Annotated in this window: 23 protein-coding genes and 1 tRNA gene; 19 read left to right on the forward strand and 5 right to left on the reverse strand. The window is 58.3% G+C overall.

What is annotated here, in order from left to right; genetic code table 11:
- Positions 1 to 52 precede the first annotated feature (52 nt).
- Entirely contained in the window at positions 53 to 1,540 is a 1,488-nt protein-coding gene (locus tag H7A77_RS14640) for a phospholipase (protein WP_182074351.1), read from the forward strand.
- 7 nt (positions 1,541 to 1,547) lie between these two features.
- Positions 1,548 to 2,312 (forward strand): ankyrin repeat domain-containing protein, encoded by a 765-nt coding sequence (locus tag H7A77_RS14645; RefSeq protein WP_255443876.1) that lies wholly within the window; start codon positions 1,548 to 1,550, stop codon positions 2,310 to 2,312.
- Between the two features lie 208 nt (positions 2,313 to 2,520).
- Here H7A77_RS14645 and H7A77_RS14650 read toward each other — a convergent pair whose 3' ends face one another.
- A complete protein-coding gene (locus tag H7A77_RS14650) occupies positions 2,521 to 2,772 on the reverse strand; it encodes a CsbD family protein (protein ID WP_046896277.1) in 252 nt (83 codons plus the stop codon).
- Between the two features lie 134 nt (positions 2,773 to 2,906).
- Positions 2,907 to 4,403 (reverse strand): PAS domain S-box protein, encoded by a 1,497-nt coding sequence (locus H7A77_RS14655; protein WP_182074352.1) that lies wholly within the window; start codon positions 4,401 to 4,403, stop codon positions 2,907 to 2,909.
- 227 nt (positions 4,404 to 4,630) lie between these two features.
- On the opposite strand from H7A77_RS14655, the gene H7A77_RS14660 reads away from it, so the two are divergent.
- The 4 genes from H7A77_RS14660 to H7A77_RS14675 all read left to right on the forward strand — a co-directional run bounded on the left by H7A77_RS14660 (position 4,631) and on the right by H7A77_RS14675 (position 7,584).
- A complete protein-coding gene (locus H7A77_RS14660) occupies positions 4,631 to 5,599 on the forward strand; it encodes a hypothetical protein (protein ID WP_164107083.1) in 969 nt (322 codons plus the stop codon).
- 1 nt (position 5,600) lies between these two features.
- Positions 5,601 to 5,822, forward strand: a complete 222-nt coding sequence (locus tag H7A77_RS14665) for a hypothetical protein (RefSeq protein WP_033643922.1) — start codon at positions 5,601 to 5,603, stop codon at positions 5,820 to 5,822.
- Between the two features lie 699 nt (positions 5,823 to 6,521).
- Entirely contained in the window at positions 6,522 to 7,322 is an 801-nt protein-coding gene (locus H7A77_RS14670) for a helix-turn-helix domain-containing protein (RefSeq protein ID WP_047574208.1), read from the forward strand.
- A gap of 19 nt (positions 7,323 to 7,341) precedes the next feature.
- Positions 7,342 to 7,584 carry a hypothetical protein gene (locus H7A77_RS14675; RefSeq protein ID WP_072627250.1) on the forward strand — a complete coding sequence of 81 codons (243 nt, stop codon included), beginning with the start codon at positions 7,342 to 7,344 and terminating at the stop codon, positions 7,582 to 7,584.
- A 71-nt stretch (positions 7,585 to 7,655) separates the two neighbouring features.
- On the opposite strand, the gene H7A77_RS14680 is transcribed toward H7A77_RS14675, so the two are convergent.
- A tRNA-Arg gene (locus tag H7A77_RS14680) sits at positions 7,656 to 7,730 on the reverse strand.
- A 129-nt stretch (positions 7,731 to 7,859) separates the two neighbouring features.
- Positions 7,860 to 8,786 (reverse strand): formate/nitrite transporter family protein, encoded by a 927-nt coding sequence (locus H7A77_RS14685; protein ID WP_033643919.1) that lies wholly within the window; start codon positions 8,784 to 8,786, stop codon positions 7,860 to 7,862.
- A 229-nt stretch (positions 8,787 to 9,015) separates the two neighbouring features.
- Between H7A77_RS14685 and ccmA the strand changes: the two genes are divergently transcribed.
- The 10 genes from ccmA to mlaA all read left to right on the forward strand — a co-directional run bounded on the left by ccmA (position 9,016) and on the right by mlaA (position 16,869).
- Entirely contained in the window at positions 9,016 to 9,648 is a 633-nt protein-coding gene (ccmA, locus tag H7A77_RS14690) for a cytochrome c biogenesis heme-transporting ATPase CcmA (protein WP_015378626.1), read from the forward strand.
- Positions 9,648 to 10,307: a heme exporter protein CcmB gene (gene ccmB, locus H7A77_RS14695; protein ID WP_025303731.1), complete on the forward strand. Its 660-nt coding sequence runs from the start codon at positions 9,648 to 9,650 to the stop codon at positions 10,305 to 10,307. The genes ccmA and ccmB overlap by 1 nt, the downstream gene beginning before the upstream one ends.
- 120 nt (positions 10,308 to 10,427) lie before the next feature.
- Positions 10,428 to 11,165, forward strand: a complete 738-nt coding sequence (locus H7A77_RS14700; protein ID WP_004936270.1) for a heme ABC transporter permease — start codon at positions 10,428 to 10,430, stop codon at positions 11,163 to 11,165.
- Complete coding sequence (gene ccmD / locus H7A77_RS14705) at positions 11,162 to 11,398, forward strand: heme exporter protein CcmD (RefSeq protein ID WP_004936267.1); 237 nt, start codon at positions 11,162 to 11,164, stop codon at positions 11,396 to 11,398. The genes H7A77_RS14700 and ccmD overlap by 4 nt, the downstream gene beginning before the upstream one ends.
- Positions 11,395 to 11,889 (forward strand): cytochrome c maturation protein CcmE, encoded by a 495-nt coding sequence (gene ccmE / locus H7A77_RS14710; RefSeq protein ID WP_004936264.1) that lies wholly within the window; start codon positions 11,395 to 11,397, stop codon positions 11,887 to 11,889. The genes ccmD and ccmE overlap by 4 nt, the downstream gene beginning before the upstream one ends.
- A complete protein-coding gene (locus H7A77_RS14715; RefSeq protein ID WP_033643917.1) occupies positions 11,886 to 13,856 on the forward strand; it encodes a heme lyase CcmF/NrfE family subunit in 1,971 nt (656 codons plus the stop codon). The genes ccmE and H7A77_RS14715 overlap by 4 nt, the downstream gene beginning before the upstream one ends.
- Entirely contained in the window at positions 13,853 to 14,404 is a 552-nt protein-coding gene (locus H7A77_RS14720; RefSeq protein ID WP_033643916.1) for a DsbE family thiol:disulfide interchange protein, read from the forward strand. Before H7A77_RS14715 ends, H7A77_RS14720 begins: the two co-directional genes overlap by 4 nt.
- Positions 14,401 to 14,868, forward strand: a complete 468-nt coding sequence (locus H7A77_RS14725; protein ID WP_033643915.1) for a cytochrome c-type biogenesis protein — start codon at positions 14,401 to 14,403, stop codon at positions 14,866 to 14,868. The genes H7A77_RS14720 and H7A77_RS14725 overlap by 4 nt, the downstream gene beginning before the upstream one ends.
- Positions 14,868 to 16,082, forward strand: a complete 1,215-nt coding sequence (gene ccmI, locus H7A77_RS14730; RefSeq protein WP_033651975.1) for a c-type cytochrome biogenesis protein CcmI — start codon at positions 14,868 to 14,870, stop codon at positions 16,080 to 16,082. Before H7A77_RS14725 ends, ccmI begins: the two co-directional genes overlap by 1 nt.
- A gap of 28 nt (positions 16,083 to 16,110) precedes the next feature.
- Positions 16,111 to 16,869 carry a phospholipid-binding lipoprotein MlaA gene (gene mlaA, locus H7A77_RS14735; protein WP_033643913.1) on the forward strand — a complete coding sequence of 253 codons (759 nt, stop codon included), beginning with the start codon at positions 16,111 to 16,113 and terminating at the stop codon, positions 16,867 to 16,869.
- Positions 16,870 to 16,986: 117 nt separating this feature from the next.
- On the opposite strand, the gene fadL is transcribed toward mlaA, so the two are convergent.
- Positions 16,987 to 18,309, reverse strand: a complete 1,323-nt coding sequence (fadL, locus tag H7A77_RS14740) for a long-chain fatty acid transporter FadL (RefSeq protein ID WP_033651974.1) — start codon at positions 18,307 to 18,309, stop codon at positions 16,987 to 16,989.
- A gap of 405 nt (positions 18,310 to 18,714) precedes the next feature.
- Here fadL and H7A77_RS14745 point away from each other — a divergent pair, with 405 nt between their 5' ends.
- From H7A77_RS14745 to fadJ, 3 genes are all read left to right on the forward strand, one after another.
- Positions 18,715 to 19,011 carry a YfcZ/YiiS family protein gene (locus H7A77_RS14745; protein ID WP_072145088.1) on the forward strand — a complete coding sequence of 99 codons (297 nt, stop codon included), beginning with the start codon at positions 18,715 to 18,717 and terminating at the stop codon, positions 19,009 to 19,011.
- 195 nt (positions 19,012 to 19,206) lie between these two features.
- Positions 19,207 to 20,517, forward strand: coding sequence for an acetyl-CoA C-acyltransferase FadI (gene fadI / locus H7A77_RS14750; RefSeq protein WP_046896287.1), 1,311 nt, complete (start codon positions 19,207 to 19,209; stop codon positions 20,515 to 20,517).
- Positions 20,517 to 22,682, forward strand: a complete 2,166-nt coding sequence (gene fadJ, locus H7A77_RS14755; protein WP_047025283.1) for a fatty acid oxidation complex subunit alpha FadJ — start codon at positions 20,517 to 20,519, stop codon at positions 22,680 to 22,682. The genes fadI and fadJ overlap by 1 nt, the downstream gene beginning before the upstream one ends.
- Positions 22,683 to 22,916 lie beyond the last annotated feature (234 nt).

Here is a 22,916-nt window from a genome sequence, read left to right on the forward strand (position 1 = left end):
CGTTCACTGACAGACGAAGGGAAAGCCAGTAGCAAGCCGAAGGGAGGCCATTGTGCAGTTGATTTATTTTATGTCGGAATCGTTGGCGCCGGAGAAATTCGCCCGCATCCTCAATCCCGCCGATGCGCGTTATGAGCTGGAGCGACATTACCTGTTCGGCGGTTCGTCCATGTCGTCGATATCGAGCAGGCACACTATCACGCGCAATACGCAGTCCGGTATTGGCGTATCGAGTTACCGGGAAGATAGCGGCATGAAGCGCGGCGTGTTTGACGAACTAAAACGCGGCAGTTTGCTGGCCGTCGATGCAAGTATCGGCGCCTGGAGCCCCGTCAAATATCCGTTTTTCATCAATGCGCAAGGGCGCCTGCAGCGCTATCCCGGCAGTGTATTGCCGCCGCAGTACCCAGTCGAACGTATAATTCAACGTTATGAAGAGATGATCAGCCGATATGCCGCCAGGCCTAAACCAACGTCCTTGCCCCCGAGACAAAACACCGCTAAAAATCCGCCGCTGATGCAGGCGGTGGCCGCCGCCGTTGGCTCAAGCCTTACCGTTATCAAAGAGGTCGCTCGCCCAATGAGCAAACAGGAGCGTTGGCAGGCGAGAAAATATCTGATTGGTCGGGGGGAGCGAAGTATCTATCCGGATGCGCGGATTGCGGCGCAACGCCTGGCGCAAAATAACGTCGCGGTGGAAAAGGCCAAGCTGGCGCAGAATGTCTATAACACGACCAATCCGTTGGCGGCTACGCCTGGCGTGCCGGAAGGATGGCGGGATGTGAGTAATGACGGCGGTTTTTTGGAAAAATTGGAACTTCGCAGGGACATGCTTTTTGATAATGAGATCGAAGCAAACTTTTTGTCGAGAATTTATGCACCTGATAGAGCCGTGTTTGGCGATGATATGAATCCGACAGTCGTCTTCCGCGGTTCAAGAATGCCTGAGCTCCCTAATGGCAAATTGAATGCGGCGAAGAAGCTATTTATCGATCGTGAACTGCCGGAGATAAAAAATCTGGAAGACTGGACGAATAATTTCAATCAAGGTCGGGGGGCTGACTCTGAATATTATAAAAAGGCTGTTGCTATAGGTAAAAGGTTAGATGGCTCTACAACAAAAATCGATATTTCAGGGCATTCTCTGGGGGGCGGTTTGGCTTCTGCTGCATCCATTGCTAGTGGTAAGCCAGGGTGGACATTTAATGCTGCGGGGTTGAATTCGAGTACCGTGGAAAAATATGGCGGTTCCTTGGTGGGCCGTGAAGATATTATCAACGCCTACCGGGTGAGGGGCGAAGTTTTGACGAGGTTACAGGAAGTCGATCTCAGGCAAGATTTTATCGACGTTAATGGCAACCTTGCGTTATTGGCCGCGAAGGAAAAATTATCGTCGCATTTGCCAGATGCCGTTGGTGTTAAACACACGCTTGATGGCGGTGTGGGCAATATGGGTGACCGACATGGCATCCAACAAGTGATAGACTGTATCGAACAGGAAAAAGACGATGATATCGCCACAATCGGTCACAGGATATAGAAGCTTAATGAGACAAGTTTTTAACGTGTTCGCAGCGCTGTTCATCGCGATTGGATTGATGCTTACAACCGGATGTAAGGAGAAAGGAATGGACTTGCCGCCAGAAGGTTACTTTACAGGTCAACAGCTTGTGTTGGCTAAGGCTATCCGCGATGGGAATATCGGCGACATCAAACGGCTGGCGAAAGAGACGGATATGAACAGCCCCGGTGAACACGATATGACATTATTGTTTTATGCTCTGGCGACGTCGACTCATGACAATGCCACGCCGGAACGGCTGCAGATTGCGACTGAGTTGGTAAAGGCCGGAGCCGATCCACTGCAACCTCGCCCCAATGGCGGTGCCAGTCCTGCTGAATGGATGGCAAAATTAGACAACGGTATTTGGTTAAAGGCATTGCTTGATGGGGGATTGTCTCCAGATGCTCGGGGCAAGGTAGACGAGTTACCTATCATATTTCAAACGTCAAAAGCCAGTAACTCAGAAACCCTGAAGGTTCTGGTTGCACATGGTGCGAACTTAGAAGCAAGAGATATTCTTGGCCAAACCGTGGTGATGGATGCTTTTAGGTATTCATCATTTGATAATGTTAAGTATCTTCTTAATAACGGCGCTAATCCTAACCCCATAAATAAGAAAGGCGTTTCCTTAGTTGAGATGGTCAGTAAAGAAATAAAAAGCAGCAAAGAAGGCGGGGAGTATAATGACGAATGTCTGACCATCAAAAAAATGATGATCGAACGTGGGGTGAAATGGCCGAGGTCATAATTTTCGGACGCTGTGATAGATAGGATATGGAAGAACTTTTTCCTGTATTGAAATAAAGGCGAGCCATGGATTTCTATGAATATTGATTGAATAAATCGATAAGGTCGCTCATCTCGCCCGGCTTTATTGCATCGCCGAAAAGAACCGCGCCCGGTGTGACCCTCCGGGCGCGGCATTCAGGGAAAAACGGTGTGCTGGTCGGCGCGCATCAACGGCGGCGCAGCAGCAGGCCGGCCAACAGGCCAGCGCCGGCAATGAGGGCTAATGCAGCGAGGGGGTTTTTCTTCATCATGCTGCCGGCGCAGCTCAGGGCGTCGCCGTATTTTTCTTGCAGCGCGCCCACTGCCTGGCGCGTGACGCCTTCGGCCTGCCAACGTTCGTTGCCGCTGACGTCGCCCGCGATTTCCTGCGCTTTGCCCGCCACTTTTTCCATCATGCCATTGGCTTTTTCGCTGTTCATTATGATGCGCTCCTTAGGTTCGATCCGTTTGGCGTTCGCACAGGGCGAAAGCCTGCATTTGCACCGCCATGTTATGCACTTCACTCGGTGCTCATAAGGGGCGTTTGCATCGGTATGGCTAGTGCATTTGCAGGCTACTTGCCATTCATCGAGGCCGGTCCGCCGGTAAACAGCCCGCGTTCTCTGGCCCATACGATGGCTTCGCTGCGGCTGTGCACGCCGAGTTTGGAATAGACCGTCGCGACATGATTGCGAATGGTGTTGAGCGCCAGATTGAGGCGCGCCGCGATTTTCTTGTCCGGCAGTCCCTCGCAGATCAAACCCAGCACATCGCGCTCGCGCGGGGTGAGATCGCTGGCGGCAAACCCGGCCTGGTTGGACCGATTGATGCTTTTCACATTAGCCAGTTTTTCGATCAGGGTTTGGCTAAACCACGAGGCGTCCTGCATCACTTCCTCGATGGCGTTCACCAGCTCCAGCTCCGAGCGCTTGCGTTCGGTAATGTCCATGAGCACCAACAGATAGCAGGGCGCATTATGGATGCTGACGGCATCCGCTGAGGCCACGCAGTCGATTAACTCGCTCCCTTTCTTGCGCACCCGGATGTCCATCCCTTCGACATTGCCGGTTTTTTCCAGGGCGGCAAACAAACGGCTGCCCGCCTCGGGATCGTCAAAAACCGGGATCTCGTCGACCGATTTGCCGACTAAGGCTTCGGCGTCGCATTCGATGGCGCGGACGAAGGCTTCGTTAACATCCAGCACGCGCCGCCCGTCTGCGGTGCACACCAGCGTTGGCACCGGGCTCAGGCGGAAAGATTTGGCGAACCGCTCTTCACTTTCTCGCAGCGCCGATTCAGCCTGGCGCCGGGGTTCGAGATCGGTAAATGTGAACAGCATGCAGTCGTCTTCATTGATGTCCAACGGCTGACCGGCAACCACCACCAGCTTGCTGCCTCCGTCGGGCAGTTTCAGCTCGGCCTCCATCTGCGGAATGGTGGCGCCTTCCCCCAGGCGCTGCACGGCCAGCTCTTTATGCTCGGCCTGTTGCAGGACGTCCAGTTCATAAACCGAACGCCCCAAGACCTGTTCACGTTGGTAACCGGTCATATCAAGGAACCCTTGATTGACCTTGACGTAGCGCAGATCGCTGAGCCGACAGATGACCGCCGGCGCCGGATTGGCGTTAAAGGTTTTTTCAAAGCGCTGTTCGGCGCTGGCCCACTCCGTCGCGTCGCTCATGATCAGCGCCAGCAGCTCCGGCTGCCCCTGCGGATCGGTGACGATCAGGCTCCGCAGGCGGTGCACCCAGAAACTGTCCGGATCGTCGACCTGGCGAACTTCCACCACCACATCGGTAAAGGTCTCGCCATCGGCAACCCGGTTCAAAGGGTACTGCTCCAAAGCCAGCGGATGGTTGTTGCGATAGCGCAGGGCAAAACGCGCCGCGTACTCGCCGGCATTGGCCCCCAGGGCTTGCTGGTGGCTCACGCCATGCATGGCTAACGCGGCCTCGTTGGCCCATAGCAGGGTTTGATCGGTATCCGTCAGGATCACGCCGTCGGACAAGCCGGAGATGATTTGCTGCAGGTGGCCGCGGTTGGTTTCGCTGGCCAAGACGGATTGGCTCATGTGTTCTCCGCTAGACAGAAGGGGAGCGGCCGCTTTAGGGGCCGCGGGTTACGCTACTCGCTGAGCAGCTTAGTGCATAACGTGCGTATTCGCAGGGTGTGAATGCACCAGGCGTTCTGGCGCAAATGAACCGGGACGGCCGATGATGCCGCGCGGCAGACTGAATTTGTCTGCGCGGTTTTCTGCCGTGCGTGCAATCACTTGTCCAGAAAATATAAGGAACAACGATGACCACTGTCTATGAATCAAATCGCTTTGCGTTTCAGGTGTCATGGGGCTCTATATTGGCCGGGAGTGCCGTGGCGCTGGTGACTTATCTGATATTCAGCGTGCTGGGGACGGCGATCGGCGCCCAGGCCGTGGATATGATGCAAAAGGGCAACCCGCTGAGCGGATTTGGCACCGGCACCGGGATCTGGCTGCTGGTTTCAACGCTGGCGTCGCTGGCCGCGGGCGCATTCGTCGCCGGCCGCACCGCGCCGAATCGCGGCGGCTTGCATGGCCTGCTGAGCTGGGCGATCACCACCTTGCTGACCACCTGGTTGATGGTGTCACTGGCGAGCGGCGTGGTGGGGCTGGCTGGCAACGCGGTTGGCAAAGGGCTCTCGCTGGCGGGCAGCGGCCTGGCGGCGGCGCCAAGCGTGGGCGACAGCCTGAAGCAACAGTTGGATAAAAAGGGCATCAGCCTGGACTGGGGAAACCTGGAAAGCCAGTTGAACGCAACGCTTAAGCAGAGCGGTAAGCCGGAGCTGGATCCGGCTCGGTTGGAGCAGAAAGCCAATCGGGCGGCCGCCGACGGCAAACAGTCGGCCGTGGATGCCGCGGCCGATCCGGCGCAGGCCGCCACCGAGCTTAAGCAGTGGTTCGAGCGCGTTAAGCAGTCCGGTGAGCCGACGTTGAGCGCCGCCGATAAGGACGCGCTGGTGAATATTGTTGCGGCGCGTACCGGCAAGAGCCGTGATGAAGCGAGCCAAATCGTCGATAACTACGCCCAGGCTTATCAGCAGGCGGTGCAGAAGGTGGAAAAACTCAAGGCCGAGGCCGAGCAGAAAGCGCGTGAAGCGGCTGATGAAGCGGCCAAGCAACTCTCTCGCGCCGCGTGGGGCTCACTGCTGATACTGTTGCTGGGCGCTGCGTTGAGCGCCGGCGTGGGGCGAATTGCCGAGTCAACCCGCCGTACCGTCGCGGTGAGTTGAGATGGGCAAAAACCTGTCGTGCATCTCGCTGAATTATCGAAAAGTGGCGGGAGCGTCCGCGCCCGTACTGGTCATCGATTTTTGCAACGAGAACAACGAGCGTTACACCTTGCGCTATAACTTGCCGCCGGATACCCCGGAACGGACCGAGCGACGGGTGTCCTTGCTGCTGTATCTGTTGCGTAAGCACAGAGCGGCAGAAATCGACAACCTGACGGACTAATCCGCTCATTGGATGAAAAGCCCAGCTTTGCGTGCTGGGCTTTTTTTTGAGGAGCGGGCGGTTACGGTAACAAACTATGGCGCGTATCGGCTTGGCGCTTGACGGCGGAGAGGCTGGCGCGGTGCGGGAGCATCAATGCCCCCGGGACGGGAAGGCAATATATGACCTCTAACATGATTTGTTGATGCATCCGCTTTTTCTGTGCAGGGAAAGATAAAAAAGAAACTCACTGTTGCGACACGTGATTATTAAGCCTGATGTTCAGGCTTTGCGTTAATTCCTCTCAGCTTCCTTAGCCACGGCTCAGGCTTTACCCATTAGCTGCAATAAGTGTTATCAACAATCAAGGCTATAAAATGCGATTTCATTTCTGATGATGAAATTCCTATTCGGCCATGCAATTGATGCGATAAAAAACACTTTAAGATAAAAAATTTAACAGAAAGTGTGATTCTCACTGGCGGCGCAAGTGCTCCTTCAATAGATGCACTTTGTGTCGTTAAATTTTGTTTTTCGATTTTCTTGTGGGTGGATTTATATAACATGATCATTTTCAGTTATTTATATAATGACCTCTTGGAGGGTGTGAGAATAAAAAGAAGAGGGCGTGATTTTTTAGGATTAATCTTAATGACTTAATTTCTTTGCTTAACGATTTTAATGAAAAGGATACGGCTTTTATAAATGCAAGGAGCGCACATGGATTACAGAAGAGATATTCTTTTACAAGTATTGGAGTATATGGAAAAGAATATTGTGGAGGGGCTTTCGGTTGAGAAGGTTTCAATTATCTCGGGTTACTCTAAATGGCATTTACAGCGGTTGTTTAAGCATTATTTTGGCATTACGCTCGGGACGTATATCAGGAATAGAAAGCTGAGCCGATCGGCTGTCTTGCTCAAACAGCATCAAGGGAACATATTGGATGTCGCCTTGGCATCGGGGTTTGCCTCTCAGCAATGCTACACCCGGGCATTCAAACGTTTCTTTGGCGAAACGCCCAACAGCTTTAGAAACAGCCGGGGATGGGATTTTTCCACGCAGATCCCCCCGTACGGCAACGATAATAAACCCTATTTCTATCATACGGTCATGCCGGATGACATCGAGATGCTGAAGCATTACAAAACATTAATTTTCCATTCTATAAGGAAATACAGAGATGCCAATGATATTGCGCAGACTAATGAGAAACGGCTAAGCAAAAATTGGGGGGCATATAATGTAGAGAAAAGCAGGGGGAATAAATGCCATGCCAACGGCAAGGAGCAGGCGGTTTTTCACTCCATCTTCAACTTCTATATCCCAATGGGCAAATATATTGTTATTCCCTTTATGGGCGAGTTGCCTGAGTACGTTAATTTTTTTGAGGGGATATATGATGCTTACTTGCCGGCTATCAACGTCAAAATGAGGGAGAGCTTCTTTATCGAGCTATATAGAGATGAAAGTTCAAATAGTAAGGTTATCAATGTCGATATACTTATTCCTGTGACGTAGTGATGGAAAAGGAGACGTCATGAATAGAGAAAATCGCCCCGATTCGATGAATAAACGGCACCACGCACTCCTGCTACTGTATTTAAGGCTGTCTGCCTTTGGCCGAATCATCGTCGCCGGTTTAGGAAAACGGGCCATTCAATTCATGCTGGCATTTATTCTGTTCATGTTTTCAGGAAATGCGATGGCCAATAATTGGGAACATCAGCCAATCGTGTTGGCAGGAATGACCTGGATGGCGTGCCTGCACCTGCAGGGATGAAATTAGGGCTGAATAAGGGATTGGAGCAGGGGCCGCGGGCGGTCGATGCGCATTGGCTCGATAAGGAAAAATGGCGTCCCCGACTGGAATCGAACCAGTAACTAGCCCTTAGGAGGGGCTTGTTATATCCGTTTAACTACGGGGACACTGCGGACCGGCAACCGAAGCTGCCGGGGCATTATACCTTTTTTTACCCGCAGAATAAGCGCTTAGCGGCGCGTTTGCTCAATACCTCGCCAGTTCGCGCCGAAATTTCCTCGGCTAACCGACGGCGATCACGGTTTTTCCCCGCCGTGGCGCCGTTTTTCCTCTTGCAGGCGCGCCGCCTTATTTTTGGCGCTCAAATCGTTGCGGATTTGCGCGTGGCTTATCAGCGCAAAGATAAAGGTGCCGCCGATGATGTTGCCCGCCAGCGTCGGCAGGGCGAACGGATAAACGAATGCTTGCCATCCCATCGCGCCGTTGAACACCAGATACAGGATCTCCACCGAGCCGACCACGATATGCGTCAAATCGCAAATCGCCACCAGGTAGGTCATCAACACGATCACCCAGATTTTCGCCGCGCTGGCGGCCGGGAACATCCATACCATGGTGGCGATGATCCAGCCGGCCAGGATGCCGTTGGCGAACATTTCTCCCGGCGTATGGCGCATCACCTCTTCACCCAGACTGATGAAGGCGCGGCGCGTTTCGGCGTCGAACAGCGGCATATGGGTAAACGCCAGCGCCGCCAGCGCGGTGCCGATCAGATTGCCGAGCAGCACCACGCCCCACAGGCGCAGCAGGATAAGCAGGTTGCGCGGCGTGGGCTTATGCATGATCGGCAACACCGCCGTGACGGTGTTTTCGGTAAACAGCTGCTGGCGCGCCATAATGACAATGATAAAACCGAAGGTGTAGCCGAGGTTCTCAATGAAAAAGCGGCTGGGATCGTCCGGCAAGCGGGCGTGGAAAATGCCTTTCGCCGCCAGCGAGGCGCCCATCGACAGCCCGGCGGCGATCGCCGACCACAGCAGCGCCAGCCCGTCGCGCTCCAGCTCTTTTTCGCCTTCCATCCGGATCTGCTCATGCACCGCCGCCGCGCGCGAAGGCAAATTTTCTTCCCTGACTTCGATTTCGCGTTTGCCCTGTTCCTGCTCTTCGCTCTCTACCTGCATTGTCTCATCCGGCTCGTGCTCCTGGCGTGGCTGTTCGTTCATGCTGTCGCTCCTGCTCAATAAGGGTGAGTTCACGTCATTAAGCGTAGTTGCCCGGCCTAAATGCGGCGAAATACAGAAAAAGGTAACAAGAGTTAAAATCCGCCGATTTTTTCCACGCATTCTTGATCCTGCTCGCCATATTGGCCCCTCGGCGCGCCCGCCGCAGGCTGCGTGTGGGGAAAGGCTTATGCTATGATTCGCTATCCCAAAGAAAAATATGAGTTCCCTGATGCTGGAAGCCAAAAGTCTGAGTTGCGTGCGCGATGAGCGCATCCTGTTTAGCGAGCTAAGCTTTTCAGTTCAGCCGGGCGATATCATTCAGGTAGAAGGGCCGAACGGCGCGGGCAAGACCAGTTTGCTGCGCATCCTCGCCGGTCTGGCGCGGCCGGACGGCGGTGAGGTGTGCTGGCGCGGGCGCAACACGCTGCGCGATCGCGCGGCGTATCAGCAAGATTTGCTGTTTATCGGCCATCAACCGGGCATCAAAGCCGTATTGACACCCTTTGAAAATCTGCAGTTTTATCAGGCGGTGCGCGGCGCGGCCGAGCATCAGGCCATCTGGCGCGCGCTGGAGCAGGTGGGGTTGGTGGGGTACGAAGATCTGCCGGTGGCGCAGCTTTCGGCCGGGCAACAGCGGCGGGTGGCGCTGGCGCGATTGTGGCTCAGCGCGGCGCCGCTGTGGATCCTCGATGAACCGTTGACGGCAATCGATAAACAGGGCGTGGCCGAGTTGATTAGCCTTTTTGAACAACATGCGCAGCGGGGCGGCATGGTATTGTTGACCACGCATCAGGATTTGGCCGGCGTCAGCCAAACGGTGGGCAAAATTCGTTTGGCGGAACACGACGCGGGGAGTTTGTGATGTTTTTGACTCTGGTGCGTCGCGAATTGAAGATCGCCTGCCGTAAAGGGTCGGAGATCGTCAACCCACTGTGGTTTTTCCTGATTGTGATCACGCTGTTCCCGCTGGGGATTGGCCCTGAACCGCAGCTGCTGGCGCGCATTGCGCCGGGCATCGTGTGGGTGGCGGCGCTGCTGGCTTCGCTGCTGTCGCTGGAGCGGCTGTTTCGCGACGACTTTCTCGACGGTTCGCTGGAGCAGCTGTTGCTGCTGCCGACGCCGCTGCCGATGACGGTGCTGGGCAAAGTGTGTGCTCACTGGGTTGTGACGGGATTGCCGCTGCTGATCCTGTCGCCGCTGGTGGCGCTGCTGCTGTCGCTCGATATGCAAACCTGGCTGGCGGTGGCGGGTACGCTGCTGCTCGGCACGCCGACGCTGAGTCTGATCGGCGCTATCGGCGTGGGGCTGACCGTCGGCCTGCGCAAAGGGGGCGTGCTGCTCAGCCTGCTGGTGCTGCCGCTGTATATCCCGGTGCTGATCTTCGCCACCGGCGCGATCGACGCCGCCTCGATGGGCATGCCGATCGACGGTTATCTGGCGATACTCGGCGCGATGCTGGCGGGCAGCGTGACATTGGCGCCGTTTGCCACCGCGGCGGCGCTGCGAGTGAGCGTGCACTAGCTAACGTATTGAATGAACAGACGGGGCAAGGCCGACAAGAGCGTACCCCGCAGAAGATTTTCGCCGTTTCGAACGCTCGGAGCGGCCGACGCATAAAAATTACCGTGAGCACTGACGACAATGTGGAAATGGTTACATCAACTGGCGCGGCCTGAACGGCTGTATCACGTCTGCGGCCGCTTTATCCCCTGGCTGGGGCTGGCGGCGGCGGCCTGCCTGCTGCTTGGCTGGGCATGGGGCTTTGGTTTCGCGCCGAAGGATTATCAGCAGGGCGACAGCTTCCGCATCATTTATATTCACGTGCCGGCGGCCATGTGGTCGATGGGCATCTACGCCTCGATGGCGGTGGCGGCTTTCATCGGCCTGGTGTGGCAGATGAAAATGTCCGATACCGTGGTGGCGGCGATGGCGCCGATCGGCGCGGTGTTCACCTTTATCGCGCTGGTGACCGGCTCCGCCTGGGGCAAGCCGATGTGGGGCACCTGGTGGGTGTGGGATGCGCGTCTGACCTCCGAGCTGGTGCTGCTGTTCCTCTATATGGGTGTCATCGCGCTGTATAACGCTTTTGAAGACCGTCGCCTGGCGGGCCGGGCCGCCGGCATTCTGGTGCTGGTGGGCGTGGTGAACATTCCGATCATCCATTTCTCCGTCGAATGGTGGAATACGCTGCATCAGGGCTCGACCAACATGCAGCAGTCTATCGCGCCCAGCATGCGCACCCCGCTGCGCTGGGCGATCCTCGGTTACCTGCTGCTGTTCGTCACGCTGACGCTGATGCGCCTGCGCAATCTGATCTTGTTCCAGGAGCGCCAGCGCCCGTGGGTCGCCGGGCTGGTGAATAAGGAGCGTCAGTCATGAATGCCGCGTTCGATTCCTGGTCGGCGTTTTTCGCCATGGGCGGTTACGCCTTCTATGTTTGGCTGGCGGTCGCCGCCACGCTGATTTCGCTGTTGGGGCTGGTGGCGCACACCGTCTGGCAGCGGCGGCAGTTGCTCGCCGAGATCGGCCGCCGTCAGGCGCGCGAGCGGCGCATTCGCCATGCGCAGCAATCAAAACAAAAATCCGCCGCACCGCGGGAGAAATCATTGTGAATCCACGTCGTAAAAGCCGCCTTTATCTGGCGATCGTTGTGCTGATCGGCATCGCGCTGACCGCGACCCTGATGCTGTACGCGCTGCGCTCCAACATCGATCTGTTCTACACCCCGGGTGAAATCCTGCAGGGCAAGGGCGAAAACCATGAGAAGCCCGAGGTCGGCCAGCGGCTGCGCATCGGCGGCATGGTGATGCCCGGCTCGGTGAAACGCGATCCCAATACGCTGCAGGTCAGCTTCAAGATTTACGATGCGCGCGGCGCGATCGGCGTGACCTACACCGGCATTCTGCCGGACCTGTTCCGCGAAGGGCAGGGCGTGGTGGCGCAGGGCGTGCTGGGCGAGGGCAACGTGGTCAACGCGCGCGAAGTGCTGGCCAAGCACGACGAAAAATACACCCCGCCGGAAGTGGCCGACGCGATGAAAGAGAATCACAAAGGGCCGGCGGAAGCGTATAACGCGCCGCAGGCGGAGGGCGCCAAGTCATGATGCCGGAACTGGGCAGTTTTCTGCTGTGCCTGGCACTGGCGATCGCGCTGCTGCTGAGCATTTACCCGCAGTGGGGCGCGGCGCGGCAGGACAGCCGCATGATGGCGGTGGCCCGCCCGCTGACCTACGGCATGTTCGCCGCGATTGCGCTGGCGTTCCTGTGCCTGGTGCATGCCTTCGTGGTCAATGATTTTACCGTCGCCTACGTGGCCACCAACTCCAATACCCAACTGCCGGTGTATTACCGCATCGCCGCCACCTGGGGGGCGCACGAAGGTTCGCTGCTGCTGTGGGTGCTGCTGCTGAGCTGCTGGTCGCTGGCGGTGGCGTTGTGCAGCCGGGCGATGCCACAGGACGCGGTGGCGCGGGTGTTGTCGGTGATGGGCATGATCACCGCCGGCTTCCTGCTGTTCATCATCATGACCTCCAACCCGTTCACCCGCACGTTGCCTAACTTCCCGATCGACGGCAGCGATCTCAACCCGCTGCTGCAGGATATCGGCCTGATCTTCCACCCGCCGCTGCTGTACATGGGCTATGTCGGCTTCTCGGTCGCCTTCGCGTTCGCCATCGCCTCGCTGATGGCCGGCCGGCTCGACACCGCCTGGGCGCGCTGGTCGCGCCCGTGGACCACCGCCGCCTGGGTGTTCCTCACGCTGGGCATCGTGCTCGGATCGGCCTGGGCCTACTATGAGCTGGGCTGGGGCGGCTGGTGGTTCTGGGATCCGGTGGAGAACGCTTCCTTTATGCCGTGGCTGGCCGGCACCGCGCTGATGCATTCGCTGGCGGTGACCGAGAAACGCGGCACGTTCAAAGCCTGGACGGTGTTGCTGGCGATCACCGCTTTCTCGCTGTGCCTGCTGGGCACCTTCCTGGTGCGCTCCGGCGTGCTGGTCTCGGTGCACTCCTTCGCCTCCGATCCGGCGCGCGGCATGTTTATTCTCGCCTATCTGGTGATCGTCATCGGCGGTTCGCTGCTGCTGTACGCGGTCAAGGGCGGGCAGGTGCGCAGCCGGGTGCAGCACGAGACCTTCTCGCGCGAGACCTTCCTGCTGGGCAACAACGTGCTGCTGATCGCCGCCATGCTGGTGGTGCTGTTGGGCACGCTGCTGCCGTTGGTGCACAAACAGTTGGGGCTGGGCAGCATTTCGATCGGCGAGCCGTTCTTCAACACCATGTTCACCTGGCTGATGGCGCCGCTGGCGCTGCTGTTGGGCATCGGGCCGCTGGTGCGCTGGCGCCGCGATGAGCCGGGCAAGCTGTGGCGCCGCCTCGGCGTGGCGCTGCTGGTGACGCTGGTGCTGTCGATTCTGCTGCCGTGGCTGTTGCAGGACAGCATCGCCGGCATGACGGTGGTGGGCCTGATTATGGCGCTGTGGGTGATCATCCTGACGCTGATGGAGCTGCATGAGCGCGCCACCCATCGTCACGGTTTCTGGCGCGGCCTGCGGCAGCTGTCCCGTAGCCACTGGGGCATGGTGCTCGGCCACCTCGGCGTGGCGGTGACGGTGATCGGCATCGCCTTCAGCCAGAACTACAGCGTGGAGCGCGACGTGCGGATGAAGGCCGGCGACAGCGTGGATATCCACAACTATCACTTCGTGTTCCGCGACGTGCACGACATTCGCGGCCCGAACTACAGCGGTGGCGTCGGCATCATCGACGTCACGCGCAACGGCAAGCCGGAGGCGACGCTGCACGCGGAGAAACGCTACTACAGCGTGGCGCGCAGCATGATGACCGAGGCGGCGATCGACGGCGGGTTCAGCCGCGATCTGTACGCAGCGCTGGGCGAGGAGCTGGAAGACGGCTCCTGGGCGGTGCGTCTGTATTACAAACCCTTCGTGCGCTGGATCTGGTTCGGCGGCGTCTTTATGGCGCTCGGCGGCCTGCTGTGCATTCTCGATCCGCGTTATCGCATGAGCAAAAAGCTCAAGCGTGAAGGCAAGCTGGAGGCGCAATCATGAAGCGTAAGCTGCTGTTTATCCCGTTGGTGCTCTTCCTGCTGCTGGTGGCGGCCCTGATGGTGCAACTGACGCGCAACGCCGGCGGCGAAGATCCGACCATGCTGGAGTCGGCGCTGATCGGCAAACCGGTGCCGACCTTCAGGCTGGAATCGTTGGATCAGCCGGGCAAAACCTACGATCAGGCGGTGCTGCGCGACGGCAAGCCGATATTGCTCAACGTCTGGGCCACCTGGTGCCCGACCTGCCGCGCGGAACACCAGTATCTCAATACGCTGGCGGCGCGCGGCGTGCGGGTGGTCGGCCTGAACTATAAAGACGATCGCGCCAAGGCGGTGACCTGGCTTAATTCCCTCGGCAATCCCTATGCGCTCAGCCTGTACGACGGCGACGGCATGCTGGGATTGGATCTCGGGGTGTACGGCGCGCCTGAGACCTTCCTTATCGACGGACAGGGGATCATTCGCTATCGCCATGCCGGCGACATGAACGAGCGCGTCTGGCAGCAGGAAGTGCTGCCGCTGTATAGAAAGTACGGGGGTGAGGCATGAGGCTGATTGCCCTGCTGTTCGCCGCATTGCTGAGCTGGAGCGCCGCTGCGGCGATCGATACCTATCGCTTCAACTCCGTCGAGCAGGAGCAACAGTATCGCGAGTTGACCGAACAGCTGCGCTGCCCGAAATGCCAGAACAACAGCATTGCCGATTCCAACGCCATTATCGCCGCAGACATGCGCACCAAGGTGTACGAGCTGATGATGCAGGGGCAAAGCAAGCAGCAGATCATCGATTACATGGTGGCGCGTTATGGCAATTTCGTCACCTACGAACCGCCGGTAACGCCGGCGACGCTGATCTTGTGGATCGGCCCGCTGCTGTTCGTGCTGATAGGCGGGGCGGTGGTGATCCTGCGCACCCGTCGCCGGCCCGACGCGGCGGTGGACGATGAATTCTCCGAACGGGAACGGCAGCGCCTGGCGGCGTTGTTGCAAGAGACTGACAGGAAGAAACCCTAATGGCTTTTTGGCTGATTATTTGCGTGTTGCTGGCCGGCGCCGCCGCGTTGCTGGTGGTGCCGGCGATGCGCCACGGCAAGCAGAGCGCCGCTACGCGCGATGCGCTGAACAAGGCGTTCTATCAGGATCGCCTCAGCGAACTGGAGCAGGACGAGCAGCAGGGCGTGGTGGCCGAGCGCCCGGAGCTGGTTAAAGAGCTGCAACAGAACCTGTTGAACGACATCCCCGTCGAACAGGCAGAGCAGGCGAAACCGATCAACCGTTGGGCGTTAGTGCCGGGCGTGCTGTTATTGCTGGCGGTGACCGTTGGCTTTTATCTGAAAACCGGCGGGTTGGCGCAGGTGCTGGATTGGCGTCTGGTGCAGGCGCAAATGCCGGAATTGCGTGAGCGCGTCGCCAATGAGCGCGCCAAACCGCTGAGCATGGAAGAGATCGCTCGCCTCGGGCTGGGGCTGCGCACCGAGCTACAGCAGGACGATCGCAATATCAATGACTGGATGATGCTGGGGCGCGTCGGCATGGCGTTGAACAACGCCACCACCGCCACGCAGGCGTTTGCTCATGCCTATCAATTGGATCCGAATAGTCTGGAAGTGCGGCTCGGCTATGCCGAGGTCTTGACGCGATCCAACGATCCGGAGGATAACAAGCAGGCGACGCAGCTGTTGCGGCGCATGATCGCGGAAAATCACAGCGATCCGCGGGTGCTCAGCCTGTTGGCGTTCAACGCTTTCGAACAGGGCGATTTCAAACAGGCGATCGGCGCCTGGCAAGTGATGCTGCAGCTGCTGCCGGCTAACGATCCGCGCGCGGAAGTGATAAAGCGCAGTATTGCACAAGCAAAAGCCCAGGCCGGCGGAGAAACTGTTAAACTGAATGTGACTGTTTCACTGTCACCGCAGGCGGCGAAAGCCATGCCGCCGCAGGGGACGCTGGTTATCTCGGTGACCGACGGCGTCAGCCCGGTGCCGGTCGCGGTAAAACAATTGCCGTTGAGCCGTTTTCCGCTGTCTTTCTCTCTGGACGACAGCAACGCCATGATGCCCGAGCGTCTACTCTCGGCACAGCATCAGGTGCAGGTGCGTGTGCGCCTCTCACAGGACGGATTGGCCACGCCGCAGCCGGGGGACTGGTTCGGCGAAAGCTCGCTGCAGACATTCAGCGGCAAAGAGCAGGTTAGCGTTCAGATAAACAAGCAGGTCCCTGAAAAATAAGACCGAACGTGTTTTTATGGAGAAAAATATGAACTTTCGCCTGACTGGGGTGGCATTCGCAGCGGCATTACTGGTGGGCTGTGCCAGCGCGCCAGACAATGAGCCGCAAGGGCGTTCCGATCCTCTGGAAGGATTTAACCGGACGATGTTCGACTTCAACTACAACGTCCTGGATCCTTATATCCTGCGTCCGGTCGCGGTGGCCTGGCGTGACTACGTGCCGATGCCGGCGCGTAACGGCATCAGCAACTTCACCTCTAACCTGGAAGAGCCGGCCAGCATGGTCAACGCCTTCCTGAAGGGGGATCCTTACCGCGGGATGATCCACTTCAACCGTTTCTTCCTGAACACCCTGCTCGGGATGGGCGGCCTGATCGACGTGGCCGGCATGGCCAACCCGAAACTGGCGCGCGAAGAGCCGAACCGTTTCGGCAGCACGTTGGGGCATTACGATGTGGGCTACGGTCCGTACGTGATGCTGCCGGGCTACGGCAGCTTTACCCTGCGTGAAGACGGCGGCGACTTTGCGGATACGCTGTATCCGATGCTGAGCTACCTGACTTTCTGGATGTCGGCGGGCAAATGGGTGGTCGAGGGTATCGAAACTCGCGCTCAACTGCTGGATTCCGACGGCCTGCTGCGCAACTCCTCCGATCCTTATGTCATGGTGCGCGAAGCTTACTTCCAGCGCCACGACTTCATCGCCAACGGCGGTTCGCTCAAGCCGGAAGAGAACCCGAACGCCAAGGCGATTCAGGGCGATCTGGACGAGATCGACTCGCAGTAACCGCCGGCCTTATGCCCATGAAAACCCGCCGTCTGGCGGGTTTTTTTACGCCCGCGGCGAGCGACAGGCAAAGAAAAAGCGCCCCGTGGGGCGCTTTGGCATCCATCTCAGGCGAGATTAGAAGCGGTAGTTGAAGTTGGCGCCGTACAGCCAGGCCTTGCCTTCGGAGGTGAAGGTGTAAGGACCTTCATTGATGGTGACTTTCTGGCCGTGCATGTAGGACACGCCGACGTCGACCGAGGCGTCTTTGTTGAACGCATAGGTAGTACCGGCACTCAGCCAGAAACGGTCCTGATCGGGAATGGAGATCGAACGGTTTTGGGCAGGCACCGGGCTGTCATCGAAGGCGATACCGGTACGGAAGGTCCAGTTATCGTCGTAGAAGTAGGTGGTGCCCAGCGCGATGCGGTAAGCGTCTTTGAAGCCTTCATGCTTCTGGAACAGCGTCTGGCCGTTGTTGCCGGTGGCTTTCAGCTCTTGGAACTGGCTCCAGCTGGTGTAGGCCAGGCTGTAGTGAACGGCCCACTGCGGCGCCACTTTGTTGTAACCGGACAGCTCCCACATTTCAGGCAGGTGCAGGCTCAGAGAACCCGGGATGGTGGTGCCGTTGGTGCCCCATGGCAGGCCTTGAGAGGCCAGCAGCGGGTTGAAGGCTGAAGGCAGGCTGCTCTTGTAATCGCCGTCGAAGTCGATTTTGACTTCAGAGCGATAGGTGAAGCCGTAACGGTTGTTTTCATCCACTTCGTAGAGAATACCGGCGTTCCAGCCGAAGCCCCATTCGTCGCCTTTCAGGTGAGAAATTTGGGTATCTGCCGGGATCTGCGAAACCGGGCCGGCCAACTGTGGCGGCAATTTGCCTGAACCGGCGATCAATTTTGGCAGATCGCCGGCGTAACGCTCGAGTTTAGCCTTGGCGTAGACGGCGTCAAAACCCAGACCGAAGCTGAAGTTTTTGTTCAGGCGATAAGCGCCGCTCAGGTTCAGGTTCAGGGTTTCCAGATCGGTTTTGCCGCCCATGGAGCCCGCCGCATAACCGTTGTTATATTCGGTCGCCAAACCGAAGTTGCTGGTGACCGAGCCGCCTACGGCGAATTGATCGTTAATCGGGTGAACATAATGCAGGTTCGGCACCCAGGCGGTCGGCGCGATGTTTTTCGCATCCAGACTGGCTCCGGAAGGGGATTGGCCACTGATATCGACGTCCGGATCGATGAAGACTGCGCCGAAAGAGAGTTCCGGGCGGGTATACATCATCAGCAACGCCGGGTTGCGGCTTGCGGAGGCCGCCGTATCCGCCATGGCGCCTTCGCCAGAATACGAACGTCCTAAACCAGCTGATGAGAACTCATTCAGCTGGAATCCTGCGGCAGACACGTTTGAAGAAATAATTGCCACTGCAGCTGCGAGAGCTGATTTAGTCAATAGGTTTTTCTGGCTCATGACCAAAACCTCATTATGTGTTTATTATTTAAACTATTGTTACACGAAGTAACAAGGAGCGCGGGATTGTAGGGTCCGTTATCGTTCAGACAAATCAGACCAGTGGCTGAAGTATAGGTCTGACCTGTGAAAATGTTGCAAGTTTGTTTTTGAAATATTTCCACTCTGATATCAAAAAAGAGATCTGCTTAACAAAAAGACAGTGGTAAATAACAAAATTCTTACCATTTCTTAGCAGGCGCTCATTTTTATTTGTGATTTCCATCACTTAAAACACCCAGTAAAAGTAAGTGCTAGTGATTGCCGGCTTGGGAGCGTAAAATACCCACAGAATTTTGTGGCTTTGCGCCGGTGAATAAAACGGCAATTTGGGCTGATAACAGAGGCCCTTGAGGAGAACCAACCATGTCAGATGCAATTAATAAATGCAGCGCCCAGGAAACCGCCGCGTGTTGCTGCGTGGATGTCGGCACCGTGATGGATAACACCGATTGCACCGCATCCTACAGCCAGGTGTTCAGCAATCAACAAGATGCGGAGGCGATGCTGGCGGCCCTGAGCGAAAAGGCGCGCGCGGTCGAATCCGATCCCTGTGACATCAGCAGTAGCATTAAACCGGTTGACGGCGGCGTACAATTGGAAGCCGATTTTACCTTCGCCTGCCAGGCGGAAACCCTGATCTTCCAGCTCGGCCTGCGTTAATCCCCGCTTTACCCCCGGCGCCGCCTGCTGCGCGCCGGGGATTTCCTTCCCAGCTCGTTCCCGATAGAAAGTGCGCCTGCTCGCAGTTTTGATCTCTGCCGGTTTGCCAAATGTAACCGTTTGGTTAACAATGACCTCATCAGGTCAGACCTCTTTCTGCCCATTGCGCTGACGTTATTTTCTTCAGGAGCATTTATGAGTAAGGCACTGCCGTTGGTGACCCGTCATGGTGACCGCATTGCGATTGTGAATGGACTGCGTACCCCCTTTGCCAAACAGGCGACCGCCTATCACGGCATTCCGGCGGTGGATTTAGGGAAAACGGCGGTGAGCGAGCTGTTGGCGCGCAGCGGTATCGAGCCGCAACTGATCGAACAGCTGGTGTTCGGCCAGGTGGTGCAAATGCCCGAGGCGCCGAACATCGCGCGTGAGATCGTGCTTGGCACCGGCATGAGCGTCCATACCGACGCCTACAGCGTGTCGCGCGCCTGCGCCACCAGCTTCCAGGCGATCGCCAACGTGGCGGAGAGCATCATGGCCGGCAGCATCAGCGTCGGCATCGCCGGCGGGGCCGACTCTTCTTCCGTCTTGCCGATCGGCGTCAGCAAGGCGCTGGCGCGCACGTTGGTGGACGTCAACAAGGCGCGCACGCTGTCGCAGCGCCTCAAATTGTTCAGCCGGCTGAAATTCCGCGATCTGATGCCGGTGCCGCCGGCGGTGGCGGAGTATTCCACCGGCCTGCGCATGGGCGATACCGCCGAACAGATGGCGAAAAGCCACGGCATCACCCGTGAAGCGCAAGATGCGCTGGCGCATCGTTCCCACGAGCTGGCGGCCAAGGCCTGGCGGGAGGGGTGGCTGCGCGACGAGGTCATGACCGCCTACGTGCCGCCTTACCGCGCTCAGCTTTCTGAAGACAACAATATCCGCAAAGACTCCAGCCTGGCTTCCTACGCCAAGCTGAAACCGGCATTCGATCGCAAACACGGCAGCGTCACTGCGGCCAACAGCACGCCGTTGACCGACGGCGCGGCGGCGGTGCTGATGATGAGCGAATCGCGCGCCAAAGAGCTGGGGCTGCAGCCGCTCGGCTATCTGCGCAGTTTCGCCTTCGCCGCCATCGACGTGTGGGAAGACATGCTGCTGGGGCCCTCCTACGCCACGCCGCTGGCGCTGGATCGCGCCGGCATCGGCCTGGCCGATCTGACGCTCATCGACATGCATGAAGCCTTCGCCGCGCAAACGCTGGCCAACCTGAAGATGTTCGCCAGCGAAGCGTTCGCCCGCGAGAAGCTTGGCCGCAGCCAGGCAATCGGCGAAGTGGACATGGACAAATTCAACGTATTGGGCGGTTCTATCGCCTATGGTCACCCGTTCGCCGCCACCGGCGCGCGCATGATTACCCAGACGCTGCGTGAGCTGAAACGCCGCGGCGGCGGGCTGGGTCTGACCACCGCCTGCGCCGCCGGCGGGTTAGGGGCCGCGATGATCGTGGAGGTGGAATGATGAGCGTCGAAAACGCATTGCACGAGCAGCGCGCCAAACCGTCGGCCTTTCAACTGACGATCCGCCCCGACAACATCGGGGTGATCACCATCGACGTGCCGGGCGACAAGGTCAATACGCTCAAGGCCGAGTTCGTCGAACAGGTTAACGACGTGCTGATCCGCGCGCAGCAGCATACTGCGCTGGAAGGGCTGGTGATCGTTTCCGGCAAGCCGGACTCGTTTATCGCCGGCGCTGATATCACCATGATCGCCGCCTGCACCAGCGCCAAAGAGGCGGAAACGCTGGCCAAGAAAGGGCAGAGCACGCTGGCGCAGATCGCCGCCTTCCCGGTACCGGTGGTGGCGGCCATCCACGGCGCCTGCCTGGGCGGCGGACTGGAATTAGCGCTGGCCTGCCACGGCCGCGTCTGTTCGCTGGATGACAAAACCGCGCTCGGTCTGCCGGAAGTGCAGCTGGGCCTGCTGCCGGGCTCCGGTGGCACTCAGCGCCTGCCGCGCCTGATAGGCGCCGCCAAGGCGCTGGACATGATCCTGACCGGCAAGCACATTCGCGCCCGCCAGGCGCTGCGCATGGGGCTGGTGGACGACGCCGTGCCGCAATCGATTTTGCTGCAGACCGCCATCGAGCGGGTGAAACAGGGCTGGAAGCATCAGCGCGAGCTGCCGTGGCAGGATCGTCTGCTCAACGGCCCGCTGGGCAGAAATCTGCTGTTCAGCATCGTGCGCAAGAAAACGTTGGCGAAAACGCACGGCAACTACCCGGCGGCGGAGCGCATCATTCAGGTGGTGCGCACCGGGCTGGATCACGGCAGCGCCAGCGGCTATGAAGCCGAAGCGCGCGCCTTTGGCGAGCTGGCGATGACGCCGCAATCGGCGGCGTTGCGCAGCCTGTTCTTCGCTTCCACCGCGCTGAAAAAAGAGCGGGGCGGCGATGCTCAGCCGCGCGCCTTGCATCGCGTCGGCATTCTCGGCGGCGGCCTGATGGGTGGCGGCATCGCCTGCGTCACCGCCACGCGCGGCGGTTTGCCGGTTCGCATCAAAGACATCAATGAAACTGGCATCAATCATGCGCTGAAATACAGTTGGGACGTGCTCGGCAAGCGGGTGCGCAGCAAGCGCATGCGCCCGGCGGAACGGCAAAAACAGATGATGCTGATCTCCGGCTCTACCGATTACACCGGCTTCGAGCAGGTGGATATCGTGGTCGAGGCGGTGTTTGAGGATCTGGCGCTGAAGCAGAAGATGGTGGCCGAGGTCGAAGCGAACTGCGCGCCGCATACCGTGTTCGCCTCCAATACTTCCTCGCTGCCTATCGGTCAAATCGCCGAACAGGCCCAGCGGCCGCAGCAGGTGATCGGTCTGCACTACTTCAGCCCGGTGGACAAAATGCCGCTGGTGGAAGTGATCCCGCACGCCGGCACCAGCGAACAAACCATCGCCACCACCGTGGCGCTGGCGCACAAGCAGGGCAAGACCGCCATCGTGGTGGGCGACAGCGCCGGTTTTTATGTCAACCGCATCCTGGCGCCGTACATCAACGAAGCGGCGCGCTGCCTGCTGGAAGGCGAGCCCATTGAATCGCTGGACAAAGCGCTGGTGGACTTCGGCTTCCCGGTCGGCCCCATCACCCTGTTGGACGAAGTGGGCATCGACGTCGGCACCAAGATCATTCCGGTGCTGGTTGAGGCGCTGGGGCCGCGCTTCGCCGCGCCTGCCGCGTTCGATGCGGTGCTGAAGGACGGGCGCAAAGGGCGCAAGAACGGCCGCGGCTTCTATCTTTACCCGAGCGAGGGGCAGCAGCGTCAGCGGCGTAAGCGCGCGGACACCTCATTGTATACGTTGCTCGGCGTCACGCCGAAGGCGCATATGCTGCCGGCGACCATTGCCCAGCGCTGCGTGATGATGATGCTGAACGAAGCGGCGCGCTGTCTGGATGAAGGCGTGATCCGCAGCGCGCGCGACGGTGACATCGGTGCGGTATTCGGCATCGGTTTCCCGCCGTTCCTTGGCGGCCCGTTCCGCTATATGGATGAACTCGGCGCCGAGAAAGTGGTGAAGACGCTGGACTACCTGCGTCAGCAGCACGGCGAGCACTTCGCGCCGTGCGAGCGCCTGCAGCGCATGGCGCAGCAGGGCGAACGTTTTTACCCGCTGGGGAGTTGAACGCAGGGCGGCCCGATTTGCACTATAGTTGCAACAGGGCCGCGTTGTGATCGCCATCACTCCTTGCGACAGCGTCAGCCCGTGAGGCTGTACAGCAAGGCTGCGGCAGCGGTAAGTTAGCTTGAGCGCCATCAATAATTTTCATGGCGAAAAGGTTAAAATTTAACCCGTTGAATTGATTGTTCTATGAGCAATCGAGGTTTGCCCGGGGAGGATTGCTGTAAAAAACAGCAT

The sequence above is a fragment of the Serratia sp. ME47 genome, from assembly GCF_903970925.1.
GTDB classification, from domain to species: Bacteria; Pseudomonadota; Gammaproteobacteria; order Enterobacterales; family Enterobacteriaceae; genus Serratia; species Serratia ureilytica.